Origin of the sequence: Robinsoniella sp. KNHs210 (assembly GCF_000686105.1) — a bacterium.
Taxonomy (GTDB): domain Bacteria; phylum Bacillota; class Clostridia; order Lachnospirales; family Lachnospiraceae; genus Robinsoniella; species Robinsoniella peoriensis.
Genome location: NZ_JMLZ01000002.1, coordinates 1917993 through 1930217 on the forward strand (window position 1 = coordinate 1917993; position 12225 = coordinate 1930217).

The 12225-nt window shown below is 43.9% G+C and carries 11 protein-coding genes; 3 read left to right on the top strand and 8 right to left on the bottom strand.

Annotated features, from left to right (window positions below; all coding sequences use genetic code 11):
* Positions 1 to 86 precede the first annotated feature (86 nt).
* The 3 genes from aroE to CD03_RS0115440 form a co-directional block, all read right to left on the bottom strand.
* Positions 87 to 944: a shikimate dehydrogenase gene (gene aroE, locus CD03_RS0115430; RefSeq protein ID WP_027294429.1), complete on the bottom strand. Its 858-nt coding sequence runs from the start codon at positions 942 to 944 to the stop codon at positions 87 to 89.
* 30 nt (positions 945 to 974) lie between these two features.
* Positions 975 to 1835 (bottom strand): NAD(P)-dependent oxidoreductase, encoded by an 861-nt coding sequence (locus CD03_RS0115435; protein WP_027294430.1) that lies wholly within the window; start codon positions 1833 to 1835, stop codon positions 975 to 977.
* 180 nt (positions 1836 to 2015) lie between these two features.
* Complete coding sequence (locus CD03_RS0115440) at positions 2016 to 2888, bottom strand: LysR family transcriptional regulator (RefSeq protein ID WP_027294431.1); 873 nt, start codon at positions 2886 to 2888, stop codon at positions 2016 to 2018.
* A gap of 236 nt (positions 2889 to 3124) precedes the next feature.
* Between CD03_RS0115440 and CD03_RS0115445 the strand changes: the two genes are divergently transcribed.
* From CD03_RS0115445 to CD03_RS38900, 3 genes are all read left to right on the top strand, one after another.
* Positions 3125 to 3688 carry a chromate transporter gene (locus CD03_RS0115445; protein WP_027294432.1) on the top strand — a complete coding sequence of 188 codons (564 nt, stop codon included), beginning with the start codon at positions 3125 to 3127 and terminating at the stop codon, positions 3686 to 3688.
* A complete protein-coding gene (locus CD03_RS0115450) occupies positions 3685 to 4245 on the top strand; it encodes a chromate transporter (protein ID WP_027294433.1) in 561 nt (186 codons plus the stop codon). The genes CD03_RS0115445 and CD03_RS0115450 overlap by 4 nt, the downstream gene beginning before the upstream one ends.
* A gap of 67 nt (positions 4246 to 4312) precedes the next feature.
* Positions 4313 to 4435 carry a hypothetical protein gene (locus CD03_RS38900; protein ID WP_255348072.1) on the top strand — a complete coding sequence of 41 codons (123 nt, stop codon included), beginning with the start codon at positions 4313 to 4315 and terminating at the stop codon, positions 4433 to 4435.
* A 969-nt stretch (positions 4436 to 5404) separates the two neighbouring features.
* Here CD03_RS38900 and CD03_RS0115460 read toward each other — a convergent pair.
* The 5 genes from CD03_RS0115460 to CD03_RS0115480 form a co-directional block, all read right to left on the bottom strand.
* Positions 5405 to 7948 carry an ABC transporter substrate-binding protein gene (locus CD03_RS0115460; RefSeq protein ID WP_027294434.1) on the bottom strand — a complete coding sequence of 848 codons (2544 nt, stop codon included), beginning with the start codon at positions 7946 to 7948 and terminating at the stop codon, positions 5405 to 5407.
* A 102-nt stretch (positions 7949 to 8050) separates the two neighbouring features.
* On the bottom strand, positions 8051 to 9718 hold the full coding sequence (locus tag CD03_RS36130) for a sensor histidine kinase (RefSeq protein WP_052377817.1): 1668 nt from the start codon (positions 9716 to 9718) through the stop codon (positions 8051 to 8053).
* The gene (locus CD03_RS0115470; protein WP_027294435.1) at positions 9702 to 10367 is read right to left on the bottom strand and encodes a response regulator transcription factor; all 666 of its coding nucleotides are present in this window, start codon (positions 10365 to 10367) and stop codon (positions 9702 to 9704) included. The genes CD03_RS36130 and CD03_RS0115470 overlap by 17 nt, the downstream gene beginning before the upstream one ends.
* Positions 10368 to 10517: 150 nt before the next feature.
* The gene (locus tag CD03_RS0115475) at positions 10518 to 11618 is read right to left on the bottom strand and encodes a glycerol dehydrogenase (RefSeq protein WP_027294436.1); all 1101 of its coding nucleotides are present in this window, start codon (positions 11616 to 11618) and stop codon (positions 10518 to 10520) included.
* 241 nt (positions 11619 to 11859) lie between these two features.
* Positions 11860 to 12216 (bottom strand): SpoVA/SpoVAEb family sporulation membrane protein, encoded by a 357-nt coding sequence (locus CD03_RS0115480; protein ID WP_027294437.1) that lies wholly within the window; start codon positions 12214 to 12216, stop codon positions 11860 to 11862.
* Positions 12217 to 12225: the final 9 nt, after the last annotated feature.

A 12225-nucleotide genomic window follows, 5' to 3' on the forward strand; every position in this document is an offset into this window, starting at 1 on the left:
TGCAGATGGCATTAAGCAATTTTCAAACACATTCCAGCGCGTATTTCCCACAATCCATTTATTGTAAGGAACCACAAATAACCTGCTTATTTTAATCCAAACTCCCGTTTCAAGGTATCTTCCATCACTCCCACAGGTGCGTCAGCTCCCGTCCACAGGGTGAAATTAAGCGCTCCCTGCTGGGCCAGCATTCCAAGTCCGTTTACGGTCTTCGCGCCCCTTATTGCAGCTTCCTGTAAGAATAGCGTATTGGGATCATTAAAAACCACATCGCTGACTGCCATGCCGGACATTATGGTGTCGTAGTTAATCTCCGGCTTGTCCGATACATTTGGATACAGGCCTACACAGGTGGCATTAATCAGAATGTCTGTATCTTCCGGCACTTGATAGCAGCCCTCCCATTTCACAAATTTCCCTGCTGCTTCCGTTTTTGTTTCAATCAGTGCCGCCAGTTCCATACCACGGTCTTCATTACGGTTTACAACCGTAATTTCCAGAGCCCCAGCCAGCGCACACTCCACACCGATTGCCCGGGCTGCACCTCCTGCTCCTAATATCACGATTTTCTTATCCCGGACTTCTATGCCCTCTTTTTTAAGGGCTGTTAAAAATCCTTTTCCGTCTGTATTTTCTCCAAACAGTTTCCCTTCCCGGTTTACTACGGTGTTCACGGCACCGATAATTTCTGCGGCTTCTGACAACTCATCCAGGTATGAAAGTACTTTGACTTTATGAGGGATGGTTAAATTAATCCCCTTCATTCCAAATGCACGCACGGCATTCATAGCCGCTCCCAGATCTTCTTTTTCTACTTTGATTGTCAGATAACGGTAATCCAGACCCATTTTTTCAAATGCAGCTTCTTCCATGACACCTGTTGGATTTTCATCTACCGGGCAGCCAAAAACGCCAACCAGTTCAGACCGGTAATTTTTCGACATATTAATCCCCTTCTTTCATTTTATTTTTAGTCATTCAAAATATTTAATGAGTGCCTGGGTTCCAAGTTCTCCGTCTCCTCTTTTTTCCAATTCTTCGTATGCTGCAAGTGTCTGATCCAACACTTTTAAGGTGAGTCCGTCTGCCTCAGCCTCTTCCTTAGCCAGTTTCATATCTTTAATAAAATGCTTAATAAAAAATCCCGGTGCATAATCCTGTTCCAGCATTTTCGCCGCCTGCAGTTCCAGCTGCTTACTTCCGGCTGCCCCTGTGGCAACGGAATCCAGCACCGTAGGTATATCCAAACCCTTCTCTTTTGCATAAGCAAATGCTTCGCAGATACCGGATATGGTGCCGGCTATCATTATCTGGTTTACCATTTTGGTATGCTGCCCGCTTCCTGCTTTCCCTTCCAGATGGATGTTCTTTCCCATCGCCTCAAAAACAGGGAGGCATTTCTCGTATGCCTGTGGATCTCCCCCTGCCAGTATGGACAGCGTCCCATTTTGGGCGCCTACATCCCCTCCGGTTACCGGAGCATCCAGCGCGTGAATTCCGCGTTTTTTAGCCTCTTCATAGATTTCTTCCGCTAATTTAGGGCTTGAGGTGGTCATATCGATCACATATGTTCCTTCCGATACATTTTCCAGTATGCCATCCTTCCCAAAATAGACTTCTCTCACATCTTTTGGGAATCCTACGATTGTAATTACCGCGTCACAGCCATTTACGCACTCCGGAATAGTTGGATGATAAACGGCTCCTTTTGCAATTACATCCTCCGTTTTTGCCTTATTTCTGGCATAGAAAGAAACTTCATATCCTGCCTTCATTAAATTATTCACCATTGATTTTCCCATAATTCCAACACCGATAAACCCGATTTTCTTCATCTCATCTTCTCCTTTTTATGTATTAGGGGTACAGCAATAATTTTATTTTACCCGCAATAATGCCGGAATGTCAATAGCTCCTGCACCGATACATAAATGAAAGACGCACAACGGGCTATATATCTGGATTTGGAACAAATATAACACAAAGTGGGACGTGCAGACGGCTGGAATGAATTTTCAGACACTCTCCAGGATTTTCAGAAACCCCTGCATTGGCCCCGACAAAAATTTATCCTTATGATATGCAAGATAATTTTGATTCTCCATATAAAGTCCGGCTACCGTCAATGGCACCAGTTCTTTTCTCTCACATTCTTTTTCCACCAGAATATCAGGCATAATGGTAACACCCAGGTTATTTCTGGCTGCCTGAATCAATGCCTGGGAATTTACGCTGGTCCATGCCGGAGACACAGACAGATTATGTAAAGTCATTGCACTTTGGAAAGTATCCCGTATTGCGCTCCCCTTCTCTCTTAGCAATAATTTTTGTTGTGCAAGTTCTTCAATCTGCACTTCACTTGCAGATGCCAGAGGATGTCCAGTGCCGCACAACACCACAAGGCGGTACGAAGAAAAAGGAATACAGACCAGATTATCCCTGGGAAAGACTCCTTCTATCAATGCAAGATCAACTTTATTTTGCAAAAGCTTTTCGGTAATAACCCGGGCACTTTCCACTTCTACCCGGACGGGAGTATTCTTCCATTGCTCTTCAAATCTCTTCAGCAGGGACGGCAGCCAGAAATTAGCAATCGTTATACTGGAACCAATCTGTAAAACTGCCTGCTCTTTCAGGGTATCCAGGCCGCCTTCCAGATCATCGTACAAATCCAGTACACGGATGGCTTTGTCCAGAAATAACTTTCCGAATTCATTCAGATAAATCCGCTTGGACACCCGGTCAAACAGTGTATTGCCTATTTTTTCTTCCAGATCGTTTATGACATAAGACACAGCAGGCTGGGTCATATATAGTTTTTTCGCTGCTTTTGTAATATTTTCTTCTTCACAGACAATTTTAAAAATCCGAAGATGGCGTATTGTCATTTCTATCTCCTCCTATTCATTACTATTTTGTTATGTTCTATATAAAATAATATAATTTTAATTATATATCATCAGGGGTTATAATGAAACTGCTAAATAATTTATTCCCGCAGGCAACGAGCCGTATGAGCGCGTTTGGGGATCATTTGGCGACTGCGGCTTTTGGAAAAGTCCAAACACGGTTGCCTGCGGTGTAGTTTTCGACTTGACCATTTATGAAAAAGGAGATTTCACCTATGAAAAAATTACCTCTGCTCTGCTGGCTCTTTGGAATTAATTTCTTTATCAGCGCTTTTACTTTCGGGGGCGGCTATGTAGTCATTCCTATGATCCGGAAATATTTTGTGCAGAACAAGAACCTGCTTTGCGAATCCGAACTTCTGGATATGGCTGCAATCGCACAGTCCTCACCAGGTGCAATTGCCGTCAATCTCTCCGTGCTCGCAGGCTATAAAACCGCCGGGCTTAAAGGCGCCATTATCAGCGGACTGGCTTCTGTCCTGCCCGCACTTCTCATATTATCCGTGATCAGTGCCGGTTATCAGGCATTTCGCGATAATACGGTGGTATCTGCCGTTTTAAAAGGAATGGAGGCCGGTGTCGCAGCTTTAATCGTGGATCTGGTCTACGATATGTGCCGCAATATTTTTAAAGAAGGCCGGTTGTTTTTTTCAATTTTAATTCCTCTGGCTTTTATTGCCAGCTTCTTCCTGCAGATAAATGCTGCACTGATCATTGCAGCCAGTGCCCTGCTCTGCCTGCTGGAATGCTTTATACGCAGAAATGAGGTGACTGAATGACAAAGCTGCTGCTCATGCTTTTTTACAGATTTACCCAGATCGGGCTGTTCAGCATCGGAGGGGGCTACGCCACAATTCCCCTGATCCAGGAACAGGTGGTTGAACTGGAACACTGGCTTACACTTCAGGAGTTCACCGATATCATTACAATCTCCCAGATGACACCCGGACCTTTGGCAGTCAATACCTCCACTTTTACGGGACTTAGAATTGCAGGCATCCCGGGGGCTGTTACCGCAACTATTGGATGTATTCTGTCCGGCTTTATCATATCCATATTTCTGTACCGCTTTTTCAATAAATACCGCAGTAATCGCTATCTGTTCCAGGTATTAAACGGATTAAAAGCGGTATCCGCAGGACTGATTGCATCCTCTGCAGGTGTAATCCTTCTGCTTGCTTTCTGCGGTAAATCTGAATTAGATATTTCCGCTCTGCATCCGGACATATTCGCCTGTTGCCTCTTTGGTGCCTGCCTGCTCCTGCTTCGCAAATGGAAATGGAATCCCATTCTGGTTATGGTGCTTTCCGGTATCGCTGGCTATTTTATCTACTAGTACTACTGGGAACAAATTCTTCTTAAATTTGGGTTTTGCTGAGTAAGACGCTTTGTAGATGTAGGTAGTGTACGGAAAGATGGGTGTGGGAAACTGGCATGGGCTCCGTCAGCTGGCCGCAGAACTGGTATTTTCTAACCTTTCCGAAGCGCTTTTTGGCGGCACGCGGGCATTCACCGAGAAATCCTGATGCATTTCTCGGTTCAGTACCCGCTTAGTATCCGATGGGAGCCAGTCGAATACTATCCGCCAAAAAACACTTCGAAAAGGTAAGTAAATACTCAGCTCTGCTCTACGCTTCCTACGCCCATACCAGTTTCCCACACCCATCTTTCCGAGATAGCATTCGTTGATACAAAGCTGGTTTTCTCAGCCTGGTAGAGACCCCTGGGCTGTGACGGTCTGCTCGTTTTTGGATGCAGCAGAGTGTGTTACGGCAGTTCAGTGTGAAAGGGGATGATAAGACGAAATTTTACCTGCTTTCCTGATCACAGACTTAACTGGATGTAGGTACTAAAACCACAAATATACTGTAGTAGAATTTAGAGACAGTTCAGAATGATAACATCCAGCTGGTTTATTGGTTTTTATGTGATCTAAGCCAATAACGTCCGGCATGCCACACGCCCGGGGTCCCACCCTGCTGAGAAAACCAGCTTTGTATCAATAAACTGGATCCCGGAAAGAGAAGGGGGCGGACCATGGCAGGCGTTTGGAAGGCGTATAGCAGATCTGAGCATTTACTTACCTTGCCGGAGTGTTTTTTGGCGGATAGTATTCGACTGGCTCCCATCGGATACTAAGCGGGCAGTGAGCTGCGAAATGCATCAGGATTTCGGAGCGAATGCCCGCGTGCCGCCAAAAAGCGCTTCGGGAAGGTTAGAAAATGCCAGTTCTGCGGTAAGCCTTCCAAACGCCTGCCATGGTCCGCCCCCTTCTCTTTTCGCGCACTACGTCCATCTGCAAAGCGTCCCCTTCCTCAGCGAAACCCAAATATAATAAACCTGCAGTGAGTCTCGATTTCAAGTAATGACTCATAAGATTGTTTGGAATAGCGGCCCATAAGCCATATGTAAAATTTAATACAGCAAAAACAGCCGGTTGGATATTACTTACGATCCAACCGGCTGTTATAATTTACCTTTCTTCCTGCCTGCGTTTACTCTGAAAGATAAAGATTTACTTTCTGCATCACTGCTTTTACCGCTTCATCGATACTTGTAGTTCCATTCAGGCAGCTATCCGCTGCACTGTTCACTGCTTCCCGTATAATGCTGTCTGTGTTTGCAGGTGTAGTCAGACCTTCGGCTAAAGCCTTAAATTCTGCAGCCTGTTCCTCTGTGGGCCATTTCAGCTCAAGAGAGAGATCTACGCCATTTTCGCTAATGGTTGAAATCGCCATCCCAGGAACACTATTACCGGCTTCCTCTGTGAAAATTTGATCAAAAGCTGCTTTGTTTACCGGGAATCCGCCTCCCTGGCTTACGGTCTGGGCATCTTTGGATAACATGTAGGATGCCAGTTTTTCGGCAGACTCTTTGTTCGCTGCCTTACTGCTGATACCAATCATAGTACCTGGTACAAAGACTTTGGAAGCCTGGCCATCCAGTGTTTTATAACCACTGCCTTTTAACTTTTCATTTACTGCCACTACCTGCATAAGATCAGTTATGGAATTGATATTTCCTATATTTGCCATGGTGGCTCCTGCAAGGTAGCTCATGGAATCATCTGCAATTCCACTCATGTGTGATAAACCGCTAATATTCATAGTAATAGAGTTATAGCTATCTGTCTGTTCTTTCTTATCAAGATCATAGATTTTCTTTAGCTGGGTAAAAAATTCTTTTAATGCATCTTCCTTTAAGGTTCCGTCTTCCTTTATCCACTCGCTGGCGGATGTATCATACAAGCGTTTTACTAAATCTTCCGGTTGTTTACTTCCCAGAATATCTTTATCTGCATTTTCCTGTTTCAAGCCTTCCAAAGTATCTGCCAGAGTCTTTAAATCTTTGATTCCATCCAGGTTTTTCTTATCAGACTGAATTCCCGGTACCATAAATCTGGTTGGAATTGCATATATTTTACCATCCATTTCATATGGCTTTGTGATATTTTCCAGGAAACCGTCCTGCCCTGATACCTTCTTTATGATTTCGCTCATATCTGCCAGAAGTCCTTTATTCTGATAAGATTCTATGGACATTCCATCTAAAACGAATAGATCAGGTCCTTTTCCAGCCATAATATTTGTATTTAATGTTCGGATTGCATCGGACACCGTGACTCCATCATCGCCGGTAAGTCCAACTTCATAATTCACTCGGATGTCCGGATTTTGTTTCTGGTATAATGCAATTGCCTGCCGCACTTCTGCATTTTCATTCAGAGAATAGATTTTCACTTCTTTTTCCGGAACAGACGGCGTATCTTCAGAATATGTATACCGAACCAGATGGCTGCTCATATCTTTCCAGTAAGCCAGGAAGAACACACCGTCTTTCATTGCTGACAGATTGCTGAATGTAACACTTGGATCCGCCATTGAATTCAGAGATCCATCTATCAGCTGTTCAGATACATTACCGCCAAGGACATGCCGGAAAATACCATCTTTGTTACAATAGTATAAAATATTATCTTCTTTCCCCCCCTGCAGAAGAACAGCCGAATTGCCCCCGCCAAATGAAATGCCGCCGTTTTCATTATTGGTACCCAGCTGTTCGTTTAAAACTTCATCTTTTTCCAGGGCGCTTCCGGTAGTCATATCATAGTAAAAAACCCCGCTGCCTGCATATGCTGCCAATGTATTTCCCACAAAACCGGTATTTGTAAAATATGCGTCACTATTTTCAATAGACCTTAGCACTGCTCCGTTTGCCGGGTCTATTATATGAATTTTCCCATCCATCCCCATTCCTACCAGATTGTTATCCGGCGCATATTTCCAGCTATTCAGATACTGGGGTATTTCCATCTGGGAAATTTGTCCCGTACTTTGTCCTGCACTTTCGCCTACACTTTCGCCTGCACTTTGTCCTGCACTTTCAGCTCCGGTCTGAACCTCAGTATTATCAGCTTCATCCATTTCCCTACTGCTCATCTGTATATCCAGTTTGTCTGCTCCGCCTTTTTCCTGCCCTTCACTGACCGGTTCCTGATTGGAAATATTTGTACTCTGCCCCCCGCCACTGCTGTTTCCAAGGGCTACCGGTAACGGAACGGCTTTACCTGAATCATCCATAGTCCAGTAACCGGTCTCAACGGCGCCCTGTCCGCTTTGCATATCCACCTTAGAATAATCGGTAGTAATTGCAGCTGCGCCTCCCTTTGGCGACAGGGCTACGGAAGTTAAATATTTCATTTCGTTTCCTTTTAATTCTTCCGGATAATCAAATACTTTATCCCATTTCTTTCCCTGATCCTTTGTCTCCCAGACTCCGCCGGTATAGTTTTCCCCCATTCCTGCTAACCGCAGGCTTCCATCTTCCATTTCACACAATGCCTGTATATCTGTAATACCCTCCGGAAGAACTACATCCTCTTCCAGATACCTTCCCATAGCTGCAGCCTCTTTTGTATTTCCATTACCAGTGCCATTACTGCCATCCGACTGCTCAGTTCCATTTGAGGAACACCCTGTTAAGAAGGTTGTTAACAGCATTGCTGCCATTACCACTCCTGCCATCCTTTTAAGAATCATCTCACTGTAACCTCCTGTTTGTTAGAATGATTTTTCTTTGCGCTTTTGCACGTTCTAATCCTAACAAAACCTTTTGTGGATGTTTTGTATTTTATATGTGTTTTATATGGAGAATGTAAAAGCTACACCATTGAAAGTATTTTCTATTCTATAGTCGGCTTTGTGAAGTTCCAGGATCATTTTGACAATATACAGCCCAAGTCCACTGCCGCCGGTGTTTCTGTTTCTGGATTTTTCAACACGGAAAAATGCTTCAAAAATGCGTGGGACTGCTGCTTCATCCAGATGTACACCGGAATTCTCTACCCTCACCGTCAATTTTTGGTCCTCTTTATATGCTTCAATCTGAATTTTTGCTCCATCCGGTGAATAGTGGATGGCATTGCTGATAATGTTATTTAATGCCTTTTGCAGAAGCTTCTTGTCTCCACGTGCATAGAGGTCATTGCTAATGTGGTAAGAAACCTCCATATCCTTTTGGATAAACAAATCATCCTGTCTATGGGCACAATCCTTTACCATATTTCCCAGGTTAAATTCTTCCATTTGGGGCATAAACCCCGACGCTTCCATCCTGGATACCGTCAGAATCTCCTGCACCATGTCTTCCATCGTACAGGCAACTGAATAAGATCTGGCAAGATATTTATCCCTATTTTTATAGATACCAACCTGATACATCATTCCTTCCAGCTGCCCTTTCATAACAGTAATGGGCGTCTTTAATTCATGAGATACGGCAGAGAAAAATTCAAGCCGTTTTTGCTCCAGTTTACGTTCTGTTTCAATATCCTTCTGCAGCGATTCGTTTGCACTTTTCAGTTCGCTTAATGCGGTAGATAACTTCAGGGACAGTTCATTCAGGCTTGAGGACAGTACCCCGATCTCATCATTGCGTTTTTCATCACAGATCCAGTTAAACTCCAGGTCAGACATCTTTTTTGATATTTTGCTAAGGCGTACTACCGGTCTTGTGATATACCTGGAATATAAATAGGCAGTCAGCGTAGATATAAATACAATGACAACGATCAGCCAGGGCAATATTTTATTCATCGCCTCTACCGCCTGATTCACAAACCGGTACGCTCCTAATACGTAAAGTTCATATTCTTTATCTGATCCGGAAAACGTAACTGGTTTCTGCATACCATAATCAACGCTGGCACTTGTAGTCATGACGGATATATCCACAGGATTCTCAATAAAACCATAGATGTCTGTGTTTGTTGCAAGGGCATTCGAATAAGCCAGCAGGCTATCATCAGACTTCTCTTCTGTTTCTTCTGATGATTCTTTTTTTACAGCGCTTCTGTCAATTACTTCAACTGTTTCAATCGCCTCGTTTCCCGTAGTAGCTGAATGCATTGAGCCAACAGCAATACTGCTTGCATCTGCAGCAGAATTCTGCTCCTTTTCATTGATAGTGATGGCCAGCATTGACTGTTTTCCAATGGTTTCTACAAATCCTGACTGCACGCTGCCCGGGCGCTGGATTTCATTGCCTTCAGCATCCAATAATTGCAGGTCTACCGTATTGTTTACAATAAAATCATCAAATAGCGGACCACTATCCTCAAATTTTATATTCTCTAAATCTGCCACAAGAGCATCCGTCTTTTTATCCATGTCCTCGCTGATTCCATAAGTATAGGTCTGCGGCATAAAATAAGCGATAAAACCATATGTAACACCACAGACGCAGATCAGTATCAGGCTGGTAATGAGAAATATTTTAAGTGTAAGGCTTCCTCTAATACGTTTTATCAATCCGATATCCCACCCCTCTGATTGTCTCAATATAATCTACATCCAGTTTCTTCCGTAAATTTTTTATATGGGTATCTACAACCCGCTCATCGCCATAAAAATCATATTTCCAAAGTCCGTTCAGCAGCGCCTGCCTTGTCAGGACTTTGCCCTGATTTTGAAGCAGCTCCCGGAGAAGTTCAAATTCCCTCTGTGTTAACTCTATGTTTTCACCGTCAACGAATACTTTATAACCGTCCAAATCCAGTACCAGATTCCGGTATACCAGCTGATTTGTCTCCTGTACAGGGGAAGTCCGCCGAAGTACCGCCTCTATCTTACGGATCAGGATCTGCATGGAAAATGGTTTGGTAATATAGTCATCAACCCTCAGATCATAGCCTTTCACCTGATTTTCTTCACTGTCCAAAGCCGTCAGCATTACAATAGGAACGGAAGATTCCTGGCGGATTACCTCGCATACACCATATCCGTCAATTTTAGGCAGCATAATATCCAGCAGTACCAGATCAAAGGGACGGCCATGGAAGCTGGTAATTCCCGCAACTCCGTCACCCGCCACCGTGACCTTATACCCGGAATCCTCCAAAAATGCCGTTAACAGTTCCTGTATATCTGCTTCATCTTCTATGACAAGTATCTCTTTCATATCACACCTCTTATTATATTAAAGAATCAATGTAATTTTATCATACTTTTTTGTGTTTTGTGTGAAGTTTCAGTATTTGTCCCGGGTAATTTATGGCATAAAAAAAGATGGATGCCACAGGGACATTCATCTTTTTCACAATTTCTTCTGTTATTCATCGCAGGTCAAGTATCTTCCCATTGCATCTGCCCCCATGATAGCGGCATACACGTCCTCCGGTGTAACTTCAAATGGCATATTGTGAATGGTTTCACCAGGTGCGCATGCAAGCCTTGCAGCATCCATGATTTTTTCCGGTTTTACTTCCTTTATGCCAAGGCCTTCCAGGGTCACCGGCAAGCCCACTTCCTCGCAAAAACCAATTACCGTATCGATTTCATCTGAATCTGCATCTTCCAATATCAGCTGAACCAGGGTACCAAACGCTACTTTTTCCCCATGATACAATGAATGTGTTTCTTCAATGGCTGTCAGTCCGTTGTGGATCGCATGTGCTCCTGCCAGGCCGCCGCTTTCAAAACCGATACCGGACAGATAAGTATTTGCTTCAATAATATTTTCTACGGCTTTTGTACACACTTTTTCTTTTACAGCCAATGCTGCCGATAAGCCGTTTTCCAATAATGTGTCATAGCAAAGCTCAGCCAGCGCCATAGCCGCTTTTGTGGACTTTCCTCCCACACAGTTGGCTGCATTTGATTTCTGGCAGGCTCTGGCTTCAAAATAAGTAGCCAGTGCATCTCCCATTCCTGCAATTAAAAGCCTGGAAGGTGCCTTGCTGACAATATCCGTATCCACCAGAACCATGTTCGGGCTGGAGGGAAGGAACAGATATTCTTCAAATACCCCTTCCTCTGTATAGATTACGGAAAGTGCGCTGCAAGGTGCATCGGTGGACGCTATGGTTGGTACAATGATAACCGGCTTATTCATATAATAAGCTACTGCTTTTGCAGTATCGTGGGTTTTTCCCCCGCCGATTCCAACGATGACTTCTCCGTTCTTTTCCCTGCATGCATCTATAATCCGATTAATCTCAGTTTTGCTGCACTCTCCCCCGAATACTTCATAAGTAACTGCACAGGAAGTATCTTTCATCCCTTCATTTATGACAGGTTCTACACGTTTTCTCCCGGATTCACTTGTTAAAATAAATAGGTTCTTTCCACATTTTTCTGCATGGCTGCAGAGATTTTTTAATTCGCCTTTTCCTTGTATATAACGGCTTGGGCTTCCAATTATATTTGCCATGTTGCTTTCCTCCTTATAAATAATGTAATTGTCTGTTTATCCATATTCTTATCATTTATGTAAGAAACACGGACCGTACGGTATTTATTATATCACGCTGCATGGTGAAAGTAAATTCCGGGCAGATATAAAACCAGCAAAACGTCATACATAAAACCAGCCGGGACGGCCGAACCATAACTCAAACTCTTAAAAGGGTTTGAAGCCTGCTTCTGCATCCCGGCTGGTTTTACATATCGGGCTATTCTTTCATTTTTGGCTTAAATACCAAACTTGCCAGATAAGAGAACACCAGTGCCGCACACACACCTACTGCACTGGAAGTAAATCCCCCCATGAAAATCCCGATAAATCCGTCCGTCTCGATTGCTTTCTTAACACCGTTCCACAATACATTGCCCCAGCCCAGAAGCGGAACACTTGCACCGGCTCCTGCAAATTCCTGGAATGGTCCGTAGAGCCCCACTGCTCCTAGTACCGCTCCCAGACACACAAGAATAACCATGATGCGTCCCGGCATCAGTTTTGTTTTTTCCATCAGGATCTGTACCAGTGCACAGATCAGTCCGCCCACCCAAAAAGCATTAATATATTCCATAACTATCTC

Bases quoted from the DNA above. Each gene is read 5' to 3' on its own strand.
- aroE (WP_027294429.1), bottom strand. From the start codon at position 944: ATGTCGAAAAATTACCGGTCTGAACTGGTTGGCGTTTTTGGCTGCCCG.
- CD03_RS0115435 (WP_027294430.1), bottom strand. From the start codon at position 1,835: ATGAAGAAAATCGGGTTTATCGGTGTTGGAATTATGGGAAAATCAATG.
- CD03_RS0115440 (WP_027294431.1), bottom strand. From the start codon at position 2,888: ATGACAATACGCCATCTTCGGATTTTTAAAATTGTCTGTGAAGAAGAA.
- CD03_RS0115445 (WP_027294432.1), top strand. From the start codon at position 3,125: ATGAAAAAATTACCTCTGCTCTGCTGGCTCTTTGGAATTAATTTCTTT.
- CD03_RS0115450 (WP_027294433.1), top strand. From the start codon at position 3,685: ATGACAAAGCTGCTGCTCATGCTTTTTTACAGATTTACCCAGATCGGG.
- CD03_RS0115460 (WP_027294434.1), bottom strand. From the start codon at position 7,948: ATGATTCTTAAAAGGATGGCAGGAGTGGTAATGGCAGCAATGCTGTTA.
- CD03_RS0115470 (WP_027294435.1), bottom strand. From the start codon at position 10,367: ATGAAAGAGATACTTGTCATAGAAGATGAAGCAGATATACAGGAACTG.
- CD03_RS0115475 (WP_027294436.1), bottom strand. From the start codon at position 11,618: ATGGCAAATATAATTGGAAGCCCAAGCCGTTATATACAAGGAAAAGGC.
- CD03_RS0115480 (WP_027294437.1), bottom strand. From the start codon at position 12,216: ATGGAATATATTAATGCTTTTTGGGTGGGCGGACTGATCTGTGCACTG.